This window comes from Syntrophomonas sp. DTU019, from assembly GCA_913757435.1.
In the GTDB taxonomy this organism is placed as follows: Bacteria; Bacillota; Syntrophomonadia; order Syntrophomonadales; family Syntrophomonadaceae; genus DTU019.
Window position 1 is genome coordinate 637030 of record CAJYDM010000001.1, and the last position, 15517, is coordinate 652546.

Sequence of the window (15517 nt, forward strand, 5' to 3'; positions counted from 1 at the left end):
TTATTGGCCAAAATTTCTCCAAAATACTTGACCGCTTACATCAATTCGGCCCAGTCTTCAAAACCCTTGTTTGAAGTTATTATTAAGGCCGTCTGTTCATAAAGTGATGATATCAATTGAAAAAACAAATTAGCTTCCTGCCTGGTAATGGGGACAAAACCTATCTCATCAATTACCACTAAATCTGAAGCCATGATCCGTTTCATCCTCTGGCGGCTCCGGGTTGAGGTAGTTTCCAGCTTAAGATGCTTGATTAAATCATCCATATTTACGAAGCTTACCTTGTAACCTTTTTTCACAGCCTCAAGCCCGATAGCTACAGCCAAATGAGTTTTCCCCACTCCCGGAGGCCCAAGGAAAATCAGATTGTAGAACTTCTCAATCCATTGCATATCCAGCAATTGATTAACCTGTTTACGGGTAATAGAACGCTGAAATGCAAAATCGAATTCATCTATGCTTTTAACAAAGGGAAACCCCGCCATCTTCATCCGGCGCTCTTCAGATCTTTTTTCACGGTAGTTTATCTCTCCCTGCAGCAGCCGGTTAAGAAAATCCAGATAGGATATGTCGGTACTGCTTGCTGTCTGCAGGGTTTGATCCAGGTTGTCTCTGCACCAGGAAAGGTTAAGGCTTCTTAAATAAGTCCTGGTTTCTTCGGCCTTGTTCAATACTCATACCTCCATAAATAGCGGCGTATTCGCTAATATTTCTGATCTCGGTTTTAATCCGATAGGCAAGAGGTATGGCAGACGTATCAAGTATAGTTTCCGCCGGGCTGTTGTTTTGCTGGGCAAAATACTCCAGGGCGGTCTTGAATTCAACTGCGCTAAAAATACTCCTTTCCACACAATAATCTAATGCCTGGGATATTGTTTCCAAAGAGTAATTTTTAATCGTTTGGATAATGAGATTATACTGGTCACGAACATATCTGGGTTTTTCTTTACGAATACCATCGAGGAAAACAGCTGCTATTTCACTTCCTCCCATATTGGCCAGGGTATCTTGATATAATTCGGCTATCCGGGCAGAATGGTCGCGTTTATGATTGTTATTCCTGATCAATCGGCCTTTATCCAGAGATATTTCATGACGGGCCAGCTCTTCATCGGTTTCAAGGTCAAAAACGATTAGTATGCCCTGGTCTGCTTTAATCTTCACTTCTCTTTCAGGATGGTAAGTGCCCAGGGGCAAAGTATATCGGTTGCTGTTGTACCAAATGATATTGTCTTTGCGTACCTGTCTTGTTATAATTTCTTCAGGTTGATTAATTATGGTCGGTATCGGTTTTAAGTGTTTTTGTTCTTCTTTAAACACTTCTGCCGGTACCTTTTTTGTTGTGCCATGTATATTGGCGTTTGCTGTTCTGTTCAGCCATTCTATACACCCCTGATTAAATGCTTGAATGTTGTCAAATATCCGGTGCCTGGCGTAGTTGCCTTTGGCATATTTGATAACTGCCTCAATTTTGCCCTTGGTCTCCGGATCACTTTTGCGGCAAAGATATATCTTAAAACCCATCTGCTGCCGGAATCTCTCGAATTCTGCTGTGTATATGATATCCCCAAAGTTTTCGTTTATAGCCAGGAGCCTGTCCTGATCGTACACAATTTCTTCTGGCACCCCTCCTATGTATTCAAAGGCCCGATAATGCACCTGTATGAATCTGGCTGCTGTAAGTGGCTTATCGTCCCATTCAACATATTTATAACGGCTGTGTGAGAGAACCAGCCCAAATCCTGTGAGCTTTACCCGCTGCCCCTGGGTATTTACCAGGGTGGTAAAACCTAAATCTACTTGTGCCTGATAACCCATGGGCAGTTCTTCCACTGCTTGGTATTGACGCTGGATAATAGGCTTCTTAATGTTATACTGAATCCGTAAACTCCTGATAAATCGTCTAAGCGTTCTCTCCTTTCCCTGATAATCTAAATAATGCTGTTTAAGCCAATCTTGTATTTGTGCTGATGACATGTCGGGATGTTCCTGTAACCACCTCACAATTTGTTCTTCGTATTTTTCAAGCTTTCTGGTTCTTTTTGTGTTTTTTCTTATTTCGTCATATTCGTCTGGCGTCACCTCCCAATAACGATCAACTGTTTTCCAATCTATGCCCAACTGCCGTTGAACTTGTGATTTATTAAGCCCCATCTCCTTTAGCTGCTGTAATTCTTGATACATCGGCCACCCCTTCACCTGGTTCCTCTCCTCGCATAATTGTAGTCTTTTACCCTACAATTTTAGCTGGTTTGGAACATTAAGGTAAATATTCTCCGTTTTTAGTGGCCAATTTTTCTCCCTTTTATTTTACCGTTTACAATTGATGGGAGACCCGGTTATAACTACCGCTATCCTGGATCGAATCGCTCATCATAGTGAGATATTCAATCTGACCGGCGACAGTTACCGCCTTAAACATCGAGATTCTATACTAAGACTGTAGTCCTATGGAAAATTATTGGCCAAAATTTCTCCAAAATACTTGACCGCTTACATTAGTCCGGCAGTGGCATACCAGAGTGACCGTAAGACCTTGAAATACCTTGATCCGGAAATACTAGCCAGTGCATTTATGCACTGTGAGGAAAGAAAGGTAGATAAATCAGGCTGTATCAGCTTTGAAAGCAGAAAATACGAAGTAGGTCTGACTTTTATCGGCTGCAAAGTCGATGTCATCTTCGATCCGGCAGATATTAGTGAACTTACCATCGAATATGAAGGACACCAGCCCTTTAAAGCCCGGCAACTGGTGATTGGAGAACGGGCGGGTAAGAGACCGCCCTTACCCGAATTCATGCAGAAAGAACCCACTGATTCATCAAGGCTGCTCCAAGCAGCAGCTATTAAGCACCAGGAGCGCAAAGACAACTATACCCCCGCCGTTTCCTATCGTTCAGTAAGCAAGGAGGGCGAAGGGCATGTTTGAAAGTTTCTATGGTCTCCAAAAGACACCTTTTTCCAGGGATATACCCACTGATCAGTTGTATCAGTCACACCTGCTGGAAGAAACCCTGGGGAGGCTTGAGTACACCGCCCAGCGGCAGATGTTTGCAGTATTAACCGGAGACTGTGGAACCGGTAAGACCACTACCATAAGGTGCTTTAAAGAAATCCTGGACACATCTCGGTATATGGTGATGTACTTGGCTGATTCCAAGTTAACACCTCGGCATTTCTACAAAGGCCTATTAGAGCAATTGGGCTGTGAGGCTAAATTCTACCGGGGAGACGCTAAACGGCAACTACATAAAGAGATCGAACTGATGCAGGGTATCCACCACCTGCAGCCCGTGGTTATCGTGGATGAAGCCCATCTATTGGACAAAGAGATGTTGGAAGAAGTCAGGTTCCTGTTGAATTTCAAAATGGACGCCAAAAGCCCGATGGCTTTGATTCTGGTAGGCCAGAATGAACTCTGGGATAGGCTTAAGCTTCAGTCCTATTCGGCCATCAGGCAACGCATCGACATACAATGCAAGCTGCCTCACCTGGATCGCTCTCAGGTTGGCGAATATGTAAAAAGACACCTGGCTTATGCCGGTGCCGAACATGATATTTTCTCTGATAACGCTGTTGATGAGATATTCAAGTTTTCAAGTGGAGCAGCGCGAATGGTTAACAAGGTCTGCACTCATTGTCTGCTTTATGGAGCTCAGAACAAACGTAACATTATTGATGATCATATGGTTAAGCTAGTTGTTCAGGGAGAATTGAGTTAGTTCTCCCTGCCCCTTAAGGGGCTGCCCAAACGGTCAGCACATCCGTCAACTTTTGGCCAAATTACACCGTCTATCACCGGACATTATGGGGTGGCAGTAACACTGTATTAGGACCTACAGCTCTAGCCCAGTCCATGAACCTCTCACCGTTCCAGGTCAAATATTGCTTGTGGTTGTCAGGCATATGTTCAGGTAATATTACGGGATCGTTTCCCTCACCATAAATACGTACATGGGACGCTATGCGATGGTTATGATAAAAAACCTCAATGACTTTGCTTGTTACACGGATATCCACCTCGTGTTTGATATATTCGTATGGGACGGAATACTTGTTTTTATCCACATGTATGACATAATCATACTGTACAGTAGCTTTCCGCCAGGTAGCTAACTCGTATGGGGAAGCGGGTAGAGGTAAAAGCAGCGTTTTCTCTTCTTCAAGGAAGGCACTTTTCCTGCTTCCCGGTTTCTTTTGAAACGGTTTTTCATTAAACTCGTCTAGTTTGATGAGGATGGCTTCGTTCAATTCCCTTAATGAGAAGAACTGCTGGTTCCTTAGGGAAGCAATGATCCAGGTGGTAATAATGCCAACTGTACCCTCTACATTACTTTTATCCTTCGGGTGTCTCACCCTGGCAGGGATAACAGCGGTGCCATAGTGTTCTGCCATCTCATTGTAAGTTCGATTGATCGTAGGTGTATTCCATGAAACACGATCAACGCCTGTTTTTAAATTATCGGGAACCAGGATTCGAGTAACGCCTCCAAAATACTGATAAGCATGGTTATGGGCTGTAATCCAGCTCTCCATGTCCATTGATAAAAATGCTTCCACATATGTAAACTGGCTACACGGAAGTGTCGCAACAAATACATAAGCAGGAATAATTTCACTGGTGATGTTATTAATGATGGATGCAGTCTTCCCGGCCCAGTCCACCTCCATAATCTCTCCGGGTTTGCGCGTGATGCGCATGGTGGCTTTTGTTGTACTTGCGTAACGACGATAGTATCTGCAGAACTGACTGTACATGAAAGGAATCTCGCCGCTTAAACGGCACTCCTCACAATATTCATTCCACAGAAGGCTGAGTGTGACACCACTCTTAGCCATTTCCTTATGAATGTGCTCGCAATTGGGCATCTTCCGGCTGGAAGAAACACATTTTTCAGGAAACAGAAGTTCATGTAGCTCGGCATCTGTCTGGCTTGCAGGTAACGGCCACGAAATACTGCATTGTTCCGCCCGTTCTAGGACAGCGGTAATGGTATTACGTGAACAATGGCAGCTAGAGGCTATCCCTCTTTTGCTGACACCTTGGCTACTAAGCCTAAGGATTTCACGATAGTTGGTCATAATATTGACCTCCTGTTTAAGATTTACACTGAAAAGCAGTGCATATCTCCAATATACAGGTGTGGTTCTCACTATGACCATGATGGTTCTATTTTAAGACCACAACGGTTCTAATAAAGTACACTGTTGGTTCTTTTAAAAGCTAATTTGCACTATGCAGAACCCATAAACTAATGTTGAAAAAGACTTGGCGTCCTCAAGGAATAACCAAAGCAGACCCGGCAGCACAAGCAAGTGCTAATCTGATTCAACAAGATTTCAGCGCTGAAGCTCCCAATCAGAAATGGCTGGGGGATATTACAGAGATCCCGACAGCTGACGGTAAGCTCTATGTAGCTGGTGTATTGGATTGTTTTGATGGAGCCATCGTGGGATTAAAAATGGCAGGTAATATGAGGGCAAAGCTTTGTGTGGATGCTTTCACCTCAGCAACTAACAAACACCAAGCTTATGGTATGATCTTCCATAGTGACAGAGGCAGTCAATATACCAGCAAGCTATACCGTGATACATTAGCCAGGTACGGTGCAACCCAGAGTATGAGTGCCACCGGAAGATGTTATGATAATGCCCGGATGGAGTCGTTCTTTGCTACATTAAAGAAAGAATGTATATATAAATTAAAAACCGAAACCATGCGGATGGCCACTGTTAAAAGCCTGGTATTTAGGTTTATAGAAATCTACTATAACCGGAGAAGGATTTATACGCCTAATGAAGGTTATCCGCCACTGGTCAAACGTTCTTTATATTATCAGAGACGGTTACCGCAGGTGGCATAAAAAGTTGAGCCACCCAACGTATATTTTGCCAAAAAGGGGGGCACCAAACCACATATAACTCTACTGCTAATGATCGCGGACTTGACATCCACCCCGCATGTGGATAATAAAATCTACCGATGGAGTGAACCAGGAACAAGCACAAAATTGATCTTCCATCGGGATGCCCAGTGTACCACATGCAGGACCCCGTCTGTAAAGTCCGCTGGGTTTGCCGTATTTCAATAGGCCTTGGAGGCTTTTCCTCAGGAGATCACCAGGAACAACAGCTGGCTGCAATGCGCCAATATATGCACATAGAATGCTGATTTGCAACTTTTACGAGTTTATACACTAAACTGAATTTGACAACTCCAATCTATGCACCCACAAGCCTGCTAGACAATAATCAACCGCCCGGCATGATTAAAGTAACCTGCTGGTCAAAGCCGGATTGGGTAGAATATATAACACAGAAAGAACATTACCGGCGTATTAATGAAGCCAGGGTTCGGGGCCAACGGATATTTGTTCCAAGAGGGAGTGATTAACCTATGACTTTATACCAACGAATTAAAACTTTAGAGAAAAATCTAAGACAGGCAACAGGGAACCCATTTACTGATTGGACCGATGAGGAATTATCCCTATCCATCGAGCTGCTAGATAAAGAATTTCAAACTGGGCAGAAGCAGGAATGGCCGGAAGAATTGGCAAGAAAACAGGCAGCCCTTCCCTGCGCGCCCTGTGAACTGGATGAACTCAGCGATGAAGAATTAGTTGCAAAGATTGCACGTTTGGATGCGGAGTTGCAGCGATGGGGGGATAAGACCCTGTAATTGCACATAAAAACCCCTGATTTGTTGCCCTTGATCATTAAATTTACTGCATTTCAAATAACAGGTCTCCAGACCGTCAGTAGTAAGGATTTGGCGGTCTGGATGGCAGCTATCTATCACAAGTCAATTTCGAGGGCCTTATAGCGCAAAATAGAAGGTGGTTTTAATCTTTATGCCGCACTATCTTTTCGGTAAGCAAGGGCAAGCCAAACACCATCGATTAAAAGGGCTCCTATCCATATATAGGTTGCATTTGTGGTTATTAACCAACCTGGTTCTATCTCTTTATGAGCATTACCTTCTACTGAATATAAGTGAGCCCAAGTAGACCCTGACCATCTATCTCTGTCCCACTTCAAAACTCCAGAATCGTAGGTCTTTGTGGCGACTGTCTCCCACCTGAAAAACCATGCTGAGCAAAGCAATACGAATATGATTAGAGGTACGATAGTTAACTTGCGAAAAAATGATGTTGATGATTGGCTTGTTGGAAATTTTACAGGTTCTGAACAAGCATAATGAATTGTACCCCCATCATCCTCAATACTATTAATGGTATCTTGTCCTGTTAATGATTTCTCTGGTCCTCCCGTAATCGTTTTTTCATTTTCAATACTTATTGAGTTCGGATCTAATAACGGTTTGGGTTCTGGTACATCTATAGATACCCACCCAAGTTCCCCATCTAACTTTCTAAAAATATACATCAATGCATAAGTGTAGATAACGTAATATATCGACATTGCAAACAAACACAAGAAATATTCGGGTGTATTTGATTCGAACTTCAATAATGAATAGTAGGATCCAAATGACATCACGGTCAAAAAAAGCATTTCAAATATGAACAATTTCAAGGCAGAACCTTTAGTAATTTCCCAACTTCGCTTTAAGCTCTGAATTGGGCCCATGTCTTTGTCTATAGTTATATATGTTGCCAGAGTTAACCTGGCCATTATTATTGCGCCAGGTATGATCAGCAGCAAAAATCCAAGGCTCATTAAAAGTATATATATTACGAAAACCAATAAATATGTAATATAGGTCTTAAAAGAAATAACTTCTTTTAATTGAAATTTTTCATTGTCAAAAAGTATAAATGCCGATTTAATAATAACCATCTGAATGAATATAAAAATAAGAGATACTGTCTCGCTAGTATACCATGCTAACGAATTGATGTCGTTAATAATTATACTCAGCAAATATAGAAAAATGAAGGCACATGAAATTTGTAAATGATCCTGCAGCTTTTTCCATCCGAAAGACAGAGCCTCCTGAATGAAAAAACTTTTATTTTTCATTATTTTAGATTACCCCCTTCTATACTTCGGGAAAACAGGTTTATTCTAATCAGAATAATTATTCTTTGTTTTTTATATAAGACCCATACTTTCCATAATAATCCGTAGCTTCGCCTCCGCCCTTGCTTACTGTTTCAATAGCTTCGTTCCAGCCACGACTATAGGCTTGCTGTAAATCCTTATAAGTATATGTTTCCTCATCATTGGCACTTAAGGTGTTAAAACACCACTCGTACCCGGCCATCTCGCCGTCCTCGTACCCTTTTTTATAATCGGCAGATTGTTTGTCGGTGCAGCCGCCTAATAATAAAGTTATTAAGACTACAAACAATACCAATATACCCGTTGGCTTTATTCGTAGCGCCATTAGAAAATATTCTCCCCTCACCAAATGAAAACGCCTCGTATGGTAGACATTTCTATAAAAAACAATTAATTATGTTGGTGTGAATATGGGATTGATATGCAATTGCGTCATCTATATTTCCAGTATTCTCTTAATTTTTCCATATTCCTGCAATTATAATAGATCGATTTGTTCAAAACCGACCATAAAAGCACCGATTGAAACTAGGGCTCGGGTTGCTAGAAATTACAATCCAAGGCTACAGCTTGCATTGTCCAGAAATAAGCTACCTTCACGGATGTACTTGCGAACCATAGCCTGGGAACGATGACCGGTCTGCTTCATGATTGCCCTTTCACTAACACCAGCAGCGGCAGCGGATGTAGCCAATCCAGCTCGAAGGGAATGACCAGAGTATTTACTACTATCAAGGCCAGCAGCTTCGGCAGTTCTCTTAATGATCAGGGCCACGCTTTTATCTGACAGTCTACCTTCTCGGAGGTGGCCATGTCTATTCACGGAACGAAATAAGGGACCGGAGGTAATACCTGACTGCTCTATCCATGCCTGGAGAGATCTAACCGGGCAAGTGTTACAGTTGCTACCATAAGCTATCCCTACCTTTCGGCCAGAACCTTCTTGATCGGTTTTAGAATTGCGGATGATGATTGTAGAAAGGTCAACACTTTTTCGGACAATTATCTAAGCAACACTTTGTAGATCCCGGTTTTGCAATGATTTCAGGTATTCAATTGGACTGAGGTACCCCAGTCGCTTCTGGACCCGCTGTCGGTTATAAAACACCTTAATGTATTCAAAGACGGCCTGGCGGGCCTGTTCCCTGGTCGGGTAAAAACGCCAATGAATAATTTCTTTTTTCAAGATCGAGAAGAAACTTTCGCTCCAGGCGTTGTCTCCTGGTTTGCCTACTCGGGAGAAACTTTGCTGCCATCCGTAACCAGCCACCTGAGCCATTGTTTTATCGGCCGTGTATTGACTACCACGATCACTATGAAATATGGTTCCAGCAGGTAAATGCCAGTAATCCTGAACTGCTTTTAGTGTACGCTGAACCAGCTCTGCTTTCATGGTTTCTGACTGGCATGAAGCTAGTACCGTATTGGTTTTGACGTCCCGAATCTGGCACAGATAGTCGAAACCCTCGCCAGTACGTATGTAGCTGATATCACTTGAAATAACCTGAAAAGGTTTGTTAATTTCCAGACCGATAGTCAAGTTTTTATACACATCGCTACGTGCCTTCCGGCTATCGGTCAACGATCGCTGCCTGCGCCTGCAGTGACAGGATTTAAGTCTTTTTTCCTCCGTGATTTGTTTTACTACCTGATATGATGCAGTTTGTCCATCGCGGCGAAGGATGCCGCATATACGCTCAACTCCATAGGTCCCCTTCCCGGACTCGAAGATCGAAATGACCTTCTGGGTTAGAGAATCTTTCTTCTGTTGGCGGCTTTCTCGTTCCTGCACCCAAGTATAATAACCAGAGGTTGAAACGCCTATAATTCTGGCCCACTTCACTTTGGCGTATTTATTCTGATTCTCAATAAACTGATAATATTCAGTCGTGCTTACTTTTGATTTTTTGCGAAGAAGGCCGTGGCTTTTTTTAATATGTAATTTTCCTCCTCAAGCTCCGCTATCCGGCTGCGTAATTCGCTCATTTCGTCTTGTTGCTGGGCTATTTGTGTTTTGTCACCGGCTGGTGTGTATTTCTGACGCCAGCGATATATCATATTCTTAGTAATGCCTAGACTATCAGCTACTTCAGTGACGGTTCGCTCGCTGGTATAGCTCATACGTACTGCCCGTTTCTTGAATTCTTCATCGTATTTCCTGCGTTTTGTTGACATTTTGATAAGCTCCTTTTCTGTTAACTGTATCTTATCAAACTGTCCGAAATTATATCACCCACCCGATTCTCAACTACAGTGCCATCTGACAACGTAGCGAACTTTTCCAGGCCAACGTCTATTCCAACGGATTGATTAGTCTTAGGTAGGTATTCAGGCTCAATCTCACAAGCAAAGCAAACGTACCACTTATCTACTTCTCGTTTTATCGTGCAGGTTTTAATAGTACCTTGTATTTTACGATGTAGTTTAACCTTTATATTGCCGATTTTAGAGAGTTTAATCCGTTGATAGCCTTTATTATTTGCAGATAGGCTAAACCCAGACTGAGGATAAGTGAAGCTGTCGTACCAACCGTAACCTTTGAAGCGAGGATAGCCTGGGTTTTCGCCTGACTTAACTCTACGAAAGAAGTTTTGAAAAGACTTATCTATCCGAAGAATTACTTCCTGCAATATTTGGGAATGAATTCCTTTGTATTCAGAGAAGTATTTTTTAATCTCTAATAACTCAGCTTGTTGGTCTAATCTACGAACAGATATGCCAAATTGCCGATAAGCTATTTTTCGCTGCTCTAAAGCACAGTTATATAGCAATCGGCAGGACTCTAAAGTATTTGCCAGTTTTTTAGCTTGTGATTTAGTTGGATAAAGCCGGTATTTATAGGTTTTCATAACTATATTATACCACGGGGGGGAACAAACGTTCCGCCTTTCATCTCCCCATTGAAATAAGGAGAATTCCCGGCGGGCTTCTTAAACCTCGCCGGGAAATGATACAAAAAGCCCGCTTGCACGGGCCTTTGTCAATCTAATAAATTCGATGGTTTCAGAGACATCCCGGCTTGGGCCGGGGATTTTAGTCTCTTAGGTCTACTCTTGTCTCCCTGTCGGGGTTTAGTTTCTCCGTGGGGTAGTCTTTTTCCTGGTATATCGTAACAGTGGTTTCGCCGTAGTTGTTGGACGGGTTTATGTCTATCCCGTTTAGTACATTTACTTGTCCAGTGAATTTATATGTCCCAGGGCCTAGACTGTATTTACTGTCGTAAAACTGGAAGCTCTTTTCACCTTGTTCGTTTCTATATAGGGTAGTATGTTCGGTTTTGCTGCCACCTGGATAAGTGAGGATAGTTTCGACTTCTGCTAGTAGAGCGAAATCATGCTTTCTTATCTCTGCGTTTATGATGACATCGGTTTTCTGCCCCGGTTTGACTGTCTTACTGAAATCGAGGGGCATTCTTATACCTACATCTATCCCGTCTGGGATAATGCCGATCGCCATGAGGTTGTTGTCCTGGTTTATCTCTGTGGCAGGGGTAAGTCCGTCTATATTGGCTTTGAAGAATAATCTCCGGGGGTGTTCGGGTACGGTTACGGTCACATCAAATGTCTTTGAGTCGCCTTTGGCTAACTCTATGGGTTCAGTCTGCCAGGGGGAATTACTTCCCTGCCATCCTGTAACGGGGTCTTGCCCATCGCGTTCCCAAACTGCTTTAAAGTCGGTTATTGCTTTTGCGCCGCAGTTGTGTAAAGTGACCGGGAATGTAATCAGTTCGCCTTCCTTGCCTTCGTAGGTTTTAGCCAGGTTTTTGTATTCTTCTTTGTATTCGTTAGAGCCTTCCGGGGTGGGGTAGAAATCAGGGGATTCTCCTCCTACTTCAACTACTGCTTCGGTGAAATACCAGAATACGCCTTTAGGGAAATTCTTATTGTTGTAGCTGATGCTTCTTACATTGCCGTTGGTGGACCAGTTTATAGCCCCTTCTATGCAAGGTGCGTTATCAGCCACGCATAAGAATATCTCGTAGGTGCCTTCTTCTTCAAGGTTCAGGTTTCCGATTATGTTTTTGACCGAATTAAAGTCTCCTACAATAGCAGATTTGATCTCATGCTTGTGTCGGTCCTCTCCCTGGGGTGTGAAGCGGTATTGAATATCATAATAACTCAATTTACTGCCGCTACCGGGGCTGCTTAGGTTATTTATGATGATTTTATCTCCGAGCTGGGCTTTGATAACTGGGGAGTCTTGCTCGGGGACAATAAAACTGTTGGGAGTATCTGTTGCCGCAGACTTAATAGTAGTGGGAAGCAGGGTATCTTTAGACTTAATCTGTAATGAGAATACGGCTGATGGGTGTTCAATAGGCTCTGTGCTGATACGAGCCGTACGATAGTCAACCACCCCCGGGTACTTGTCTCTTTCATCATCTCCTATGCCATCGGCATAAGCGGGTACGGCAGAAAAAAGAAACACTAGCATTAAAGCTAGTGAAAATATTTTTTTCATGGCTACCTCCTATGGTAAGGTCTTGGTAAGGGTGAGCAGATGGGTTTCCTGTCCATTCACCTTCCCGTAAATATCAAATGTAACCACATCACCGGATTTCGGCTCTGGAGTATAACCTTCTTTGTAAAACTGAAAGTTATTATTCCATACATCCTGGGGCAGTACCATGTGAGTTGCATCCCACATTAAACAATTGCAGTTGTTCCACTCCGGGTGGCTGGTACAGACTACACGAATTTGTTTCATTGGTATGTTCTTGTCATTAATACAAAACCAAAAAGACGGATCGTTGTAGTTATTAGTAACTAGAATATTGTAATCCCCTACTTTAATGATATCTTCGTACCCGGGTACAGTGGGCTTCTCTTGGACCACGGTCTTTACTTCACTCGGAGTAGTGGAGATAAGCACAGTATAAGTATTGGGATCCCAGCCAACAGTTGCGCCAATAGCTTCTGCTGCAAACCGGATGGGGATACAAGTTCTGTCTCCGGTAATTACCGCCTGGGTGTCCATAGTCTTTTTTACGCCGTTTACAGTATAGGTTTTGCTGCCGATAGTGAATACCACAGTGGTTCCGTCTTTCTCGAAGATAGCCTGTCTGGTGTCATTGTTCCAGTCTACGGTAGCCCCCATAGCTTCCATAGGTGCGCGCATTGGTACTAAGGTGCGGTTGTTCTGGTCGATGTACGGCCGCTGGTCGGGGAATGATAACACAGTCCCATCAATCTTCACCGTTACATCGGGAGCTGCCCCTGCGGGCAGCACCATCGCCATCAGTAAAATTCCCATCAGTGCTATTAGTTTTATTTTCTTCATGAAAAAATCCTCCTCGTAGTATTAAAAGAAAAACCCTCCAGCGAGGGGGGTTAAAGTTTGCTCCCACAAGACTTCCTGTGGCTTTCATTTAACCTTGCGTTTATTGCTCTTGGTTCGATCTAATACTTCGATTTGTATGTCGTGGGATTCAATCTTATCTTCGATTCGCTCCAGGCGTTCGGTATGACCGTCAATCTTATTGGCAACCGTATTTATAGTGCTGGCTAGAAATTTTATGCTTTCATCAGTAGAAGCTTGCCGGTTAGTTAGCTCTATTACGTTTTCTGACAAAATGCGAATTGGGGCAAAAGCTTCGTTTTCTAATCTAAGCTCTAGGTTTTTTTGCCCATCTTTTACTGAAATGATATCTGATTGTGCCGATATCATGTCAGAACGCATCGCACCTATGTCTGATTGTATTCCGGTTATGTTGGATTGCATCATTTCAAGCATCTGCAATATTTTGGCTTCGTTGTCCATGTTAATACCTCCTAAAAAGGCTGTGAGATAATTTTACCATACGTCCCCCAGGAAGCCCATGTCTTTAGGCGTGGGAGTATGTCAATCTAATAAAGTTGTGGGAGCTGTTTCAGTAGGAGCTGTTCCAGTGGTTTCAATGGTCAGTATTTTAGCTGTGCTTGCGCCAATATTTTCTATCACTCCGGGCTGGAATGAGAAATATAAGAACGCTATAACGAACAAAGTCACTACTGCCATCATGATTTCTTTTCTAAACAGGAACATAAGGATAACAGCAAATCCTGCGATTGCCACCAGAGGGCGGACCGCCTCCATGACGTTATACATCGCCGTAATGGGTTCAAATCCAAACATGACTGCCTTCCCCCCTTACTTTCCAAAGATCAGGCTGTTTAATCCGCTGCCGATGTTTAAAATAGCAGAAGTGTCAGCCAGTAAGAAATACAGCAAGCTCGCGCCTATAACAAGAACGATAGCCTGCACGATCAGGCCACGAGTTAACATAGTTAATGCTCCTACCGCCGCTGCTATGAGAATAATCAGGGCGATGAACTTTAACACTCCCTGGGCTTGGGTTTGGGGGTCAAATGCTGCATGGGCAGGTTGGACTGCCGCAAACAAAATTGCTGCCACTAAAAACAGGGCAGGCAGCATAATATCGACTCTAAGGTATTTCTGCATTGCGTTACCTCCTAGACAGTTTTTACAATAAGTCTCATTGCAGTGCGGGGTTCTCCATTGTTTTCGATGTCAAAGAATCCAGGGATACATATCAAGTCCATCCCCTGCGGGGCTGCAAACCCTCTGGCGATAGCGATAGCCTTGAGTGCTTGGTTGACCGCCCCAGCTCCAATGGCGTGGAGCTGAACATCGCTTCCCTCTTGTACTTCGTATAGAATAGCCCCTGCGACTTTTTGAGGGGCTGAGTCGGTTCTTACGCGCATGATTTGTGCTCTCATATTTTTCTCCTTTAAAAAATAATTTGCGACCATGAAGCCGCAAGAAATAAGGTCATCAATACTGATAAAGTGATGTCTGTTAGTGAGTTTGTCATTACCAGCGGGAATCCATAGTATTCAGGGTAGGGCCACAACCAGGGAATCTTTGATGGGGTTAAAGAGTCCAATATTAAATGGGAAGCATATCCTATCGTCATGGGAATTGCCCAGGTGGGAAAGAACTGTATGGCTGCAATATAGGCTATTATTACTGCTAACAAAGAGTGGAGCATTCCCCGGTGTCCGAATATTAAATTCAGCGGCAATGAAATAAACGGCAGTTTTCTGCCCAGTTTGGATTCAGGCGTGTCAAGGTCGGGCAGAAGTGAAAAAACTCCTGCGACGGCTATGCCCGCAGGCGGCTGGCCTATCAGGGTAGCTGCCAACATCCCCGTAGCCAGGTGGGTTGTCCATCTCATAAAAACTCCTCCCTAGAAAGCTAACGCTCTTGGGCGTATCTCGTTTTTCTCGTACCAGTGCTGATATCTCTTGTTTCCCAGATAAGTGATCACGGTGATTTGCTTGTCTTGATACTTTGCGACTATAGCATGACCCTGATAAGAAACCTTGTATATCTGTTCATCGTAAGGAGGGCGGCGGGATTGTTTTTTACCCCTTCTTGCTATCATCAATAAGAGGTTTTCTGCATTATTGTCGGTTGTGTCTCTGAATGATCTGCGCTGGTACTGCTCTATGGCATGGGTGGTTACTATAATTTCCACAGTAATTCT

Annotated in this window: 20 protein-coding genes and 2 pseudogenes; 5 read left to right on the forward strand and 17 right to left on the reverse strand. The window is 43.3% G+C overall.

Going from position 1 to position 15517, the window contains the following annotated elements; genetic code table 11:
- Positions 1–35 precede the first annotated feature (35 nt).
- Positions 36–671, reverse strand: a complete 636-nt coding sequence (istB, locus tag AC15IQ_RS03140) for an IS21-like element helper ATPase IstB (RefSeq protein WP_483177252.1) — start codon at positions 669–671, stop codon at positions 36–38.
- Complete coding sequence (gene istA / locus AC15IQ_RS03145) at positions 628–2184, reverse strand: IS21 family transposase (protein ID WP_483176949.1); 1557 nt, start codon at positions 2182–2184, stop codon at positions 628–630. Before istA (AC15IQ_RS03145) ends, istB begins: the two co-directional genes overlap by 44 nt.
- A gap of 142 nt (positions 2185–2326) precedes the next feature.
- On the opposite strand from istA (AC15IQ_RS03145), the pseudogene AC15IQ_RS03150 reads away from it, so the two are divergent.
- From AC15IQ_RS03150 to AC15IQ_RS03160, 3 genes and pseudogenes are all read left to right on the forward strand, one after another.
- Positions 2327–2446 (forward strand): annotated as a pseudogene (locus AC15IQ_RS03150) (ATP-binding protein); the annotation flags it as partial.
- Between the two features lie 15 nt (positions 2447–2461).
- A complete protein-coding gene (locus AC15IQ_RS03155) occupies positions 2462–2929 on the forward strand; it encodes a Mu transposase C-terminal domain-containing protein (RefSeq protein ID WP_483177253.1) in 468 nt (155 codons plus the stop codon).
- Positions 2922–3722 carry an ExeA family protein gene (locus tag AC15IQ_RS03160; RefSeq protein ID WP_483176941.1) on the forward strand — a complete coding sequence of 267 codons (801 nt, stop codon included), beginning with the start codon at positions 2922–2924 and terminating at the stop codon, positions 3720–3722. The genes AC15IQ_RS03155 and AC15IQ_RS03160 overlap by 8 nt, the downstream gene beginning before the upstream one ends.
- Positions 3723–3795: 73 nt before the next feature.
- On the opposite strand, the gene istA (AC15IQ_RS03165) is transcribed toward AC15IQ_RS03160, so the two are convergent.
- Positions 3796–5082, reverse strand: a complete 1287-nt coding sequence (gene istA / locus AC15IQ_RS03165; protein WP_483177254.1) for an IS21 family transposase — start codon at positions 5080–5082, stop codon at positions 3796–3798.
- 164 nt (positions 5083–5246) lie between these two features.
- On the opposite strand from istA (AC15IQ_RS03165), the pseudogene AC15IQ_RS03170 reads away from it, so the two are divergent.
- Positions 5247–5864: pseudogene (locus AC15IQ_RS03170) on the forward strand (IS3 family transposase); the annotation flags it as partial.
- A 533-nt stretch (positions 5865–6397) separates the two neighbouring features.
- A complete protein-coding gene (locus tag AC15IQ_RS03175) occupies positions 6398–6682 on the forward strand; it encodes a hypothetical protein (RefSeq protein ID WP_483177255.1) in 285 nt (94 codons plus the stop codon).
- 170 nt (positions 6683–6852) lie between these two features.
- Here AC15IQ_RS03175 and AC15IQ_RS03180 read toward each other — a convergent pair whose 3' ends face one another.
- From AC15IQ_RS03180 to AC15IQ_RS03245, 14 genes are all read right to left on the reverse strand, one after another.
- Positions 6853–7986 (reverse strand): DUF975 family protein, encoded by a 1134-nt coding sequence (locus AC15IQ_RS03180; RefSeq protein WP_483177256.1) that lies wholly within the window; start codon positions 7984–7986, stop codon positions 6853–6855.
- A gap of 58 nt (positions 7987–8044) precedes the next feature.
- Positions 8045–8353: a hypothetical protein gene (locus AC15IQ_RS03185; protein ID WP_483177257.1), complete on the reverse strand. Its 309-nt coding sequence runs from the start codon at positions 8351–8353 to the stop codon at positions 8045–8047.
- Positions 8354–8578: 225 nt separating this feature from the next.
- The gene (locus tag AC15IQ_RS03190; RefSeq protein WP_483177743.1) at positions 8579–9034 is read right to left on the reverse strand and encodes a site-specific integrase; all 456 of its coding nucleotides are present in this window, start codon (positions 9032–9034) and stop codon (positions 8579–8581) included.
- Positions 9035–9964, reverse strand: a complete 930-nt coding sequence (locus AC15IQ_RS03195; protein ID WP_483177729.1) for an IS3 family transposase — start codon at positions 9962–9964, stop codon at positions 9035–9037. It lies immediately after the preceding gene.
- The gene (locus AC15IQ_RS03200; protein ID WP_483176940.1) at positions 9922–10203 is read right to left on the reverse strand and encodes a transposase; all 282 of its coding nucleotides are present in this window, start codon (positions 10201–10203) and stop codon (positions 9922–9924) included. The genes AC15IQ_RS03195 and AC15IQ_RS03200 overlap by 43 nt, the downstream gene beginning before the upstream one ends.
- Before the next feature lie 20 nt (positions 10204–10223).
- Complete coding sequence (locus tag AC15IQ_RS03205; RefSeq protein ID WP_483177258.1) at positions 10224–10877, reverse strand: RNA-guided endonuclease InsQ/TnpB family protein; 654 nt, start codon at positions 10875–10877, stop codon at positions 10224–10226.
- A gap of 184 nt (positions 10878–11061) precedes the next feature.
- Positions 11062–12489 (reverse strand): hypothetical protein, encoded by a 1428-nt coding sequence (locus tag AC15IQ_RS03210; RefSeq protein WP_483177259.1) that lies wholly within the window; start codon positions 12487–12489, stop codon positions 11062–11064.
- A gap of 9 nt (positions 12490–12498) precedes the next feature.
- The gene (locus AC15IQ_RS03215; protein WP_483177260.1) at positions 12499–13308 is read right to left on the reverse strand and encodes a copper amine oxidase N-terminal domain-containing protein; all 810 of its coding nucleotides are present in this window, start codon (positions 13306–13308) and stop codon (positions 12499–12501) included.
- 84 nt (positions 13309–13392) lie between these two features.
- Positions 13393–13788, reverse strand: a complete 396-nt coding sequence (locus AC15IQ_RS03220; RefSeq protein ID WP_483177261.1) for a hypothetical protein — start codon at positions 13786–13788, stop codon at positions 13393–13395.
- 81 nt (positions 13789–13869) lie between these two features.
- Positions 13870–14142: a hypothetical protein gene (locus tag AC15IQ_RS03225; protein WP_483177262.1), complete on the reverse strand. Its 273-nt coding sequence runs from the start codon at positions 14140–14142 to the stop codon at positions 13870–13872.
- Positions 14143–14157: 15 nt separating this feature from the next.
- Positions 14158–14469 carry a hypothetical protein gene (locus AC15IQ_RS03230; RefSeq protein WP_483177263.1) on the reverse strand — a complete coding sequence of 104 codons (312 nt, stop codon included), beginning with the start codon at positions 14467–14469 and terminating at the stop codon, positions 14158–14160.
- An 11-nt stretch (positions 14470–14480) separates the two neighbouring features.
- A complete protein-coding gene (locus AC15IQ_RS03235) occupies positions 14481–14747 on the reverse strand; it encodes a stage V sporulation protein S (RefSeq protein WP_483177264.1) in 267 nt (88 codons plus the stop codon).
- A gap of 11 nt (positions 14748–14758) precedes the next feature.
- A complete protein-coding gene (locus tag AC15IQ_RS03240; protein WP_483177265.1) occupies positions 14759–15205 on the reverse strand; it encodes a metal-dependent hydrolase in 447 nt (148 codons plus the stop codon).
- 12 nt (positions 15206–15217) lie between these two features.
- Entirely contained in the window at positions 15218–15508 is a 291-nt protein-coding gene (locus AC15IQ_RS03245) for a hypothetical protein (RefSeq protein WP_483177266.1), read from the reverse strand.
- Positions 15509–15517 lie beyond the last annotated feature (9 nt).

Coding starts and splice junctions, on each gene's coding strand:
- istA (WP_483176949.1), bottom strand. CDS start 2,184: ATGTATCAAGAATTACAGCAGCTAAAGGAGATGGGGCTTAATAAATCA.
- AC15IQ_RS03160 (WP_483176941.1), top strand. CDS start 2,922: ATGTTTGAAAGTTTCTATGGTCTCCAAAAGACACCTTTTTCCAGGGAT.
- istA (WP_483177254.1), bottom strand. CDS start 5,082: ATGACCAACTATCGTGAAATCCTTAGGCTTAGTAGCCAAGGTGTCAGC.
- AC15IQ_RS03175 (WP_483177255.1), top strand. CDS start 6,398: ATGACTTTATACCAACGAATTAAAACTTTAGAGAAAAATCTAAGACAG.
- AC15IQ_RS03180 (WP_483177256.1), bottom strand. CDS start 7,986: ATGAAAAATAAAAGTTTTTTCATTCAGGAGGCTCTGTCTTTCGGATGG.
- AC15IQ_RS03185 (WP_483177257.1), bottom strand. CDS start 8,353: ATGGCGCTACGAATAAAGCCAACGGGTATATTGGTATTGTTTGTAGTC.
- AC15IQ_RS03200 (WP_483176940.1), bottom strand. CDS start 10,203: ATGTCAACAAAACGCAGGAAATACGATGAAGAATTCAAGAAACGGGCA.
- AC15IQ_RS03205 (WP_483177258.1), bottom strand. CDS start 10,877: ATGAAAACCTATAAATACCGGCTTTATCCAACTAAATCACAAGCTAAA.
- AC15IQ_RS03210 (WP_483177259.1), bottom strand. CDS start 12,489: ATGAAAAAAATATTTTCACTAGCTTTAATGCTAGTGTTTCTTTTTTCT.
- AC15IQ_RS03215 (WP_483177260.1), bottom strand. CDS start 13,308: ATGAAGAAAATAAAACTAATAGCACTGATGGGAATTTTACTGATGGCG.
- AC15IQ_RS03220 (WP_483177261.1), bottom strand. CDS start 13,788: ATGGACAACGAAGCCAAAATATTGCAGATGCTTGAAATGATGCAATCC.
- AC15IQ_RS03225 (WP_483177262.1), bottom strand. CDS start 14,142: ATGTTTGGATTTGAACCCATTACGGCGATGTATAACGTCATGGAGGCG.
- AC15IQ_RS03230 (WP_483177263.1), bottom strand. CDS start 14,469: ATGCAGAAATACCTTAGAGTCGATATTATGCTGCCTGCCCTGTTTTTA.
- AC15IQ_RS03235 (WP_483177264.1), bottom strand. CDS start 14,747: ATGAGAGCACAAATCATGCGCGTAAGAACCGACTCAGCCCCTCAAAAA.
- AC15IQ_RS03240 (WP_483177265.1), bottom strand. CDS start 15,205: ATGAGATGGACAACCCACCTGGCTACGGGGATGTTGGCAGCTACCCTG.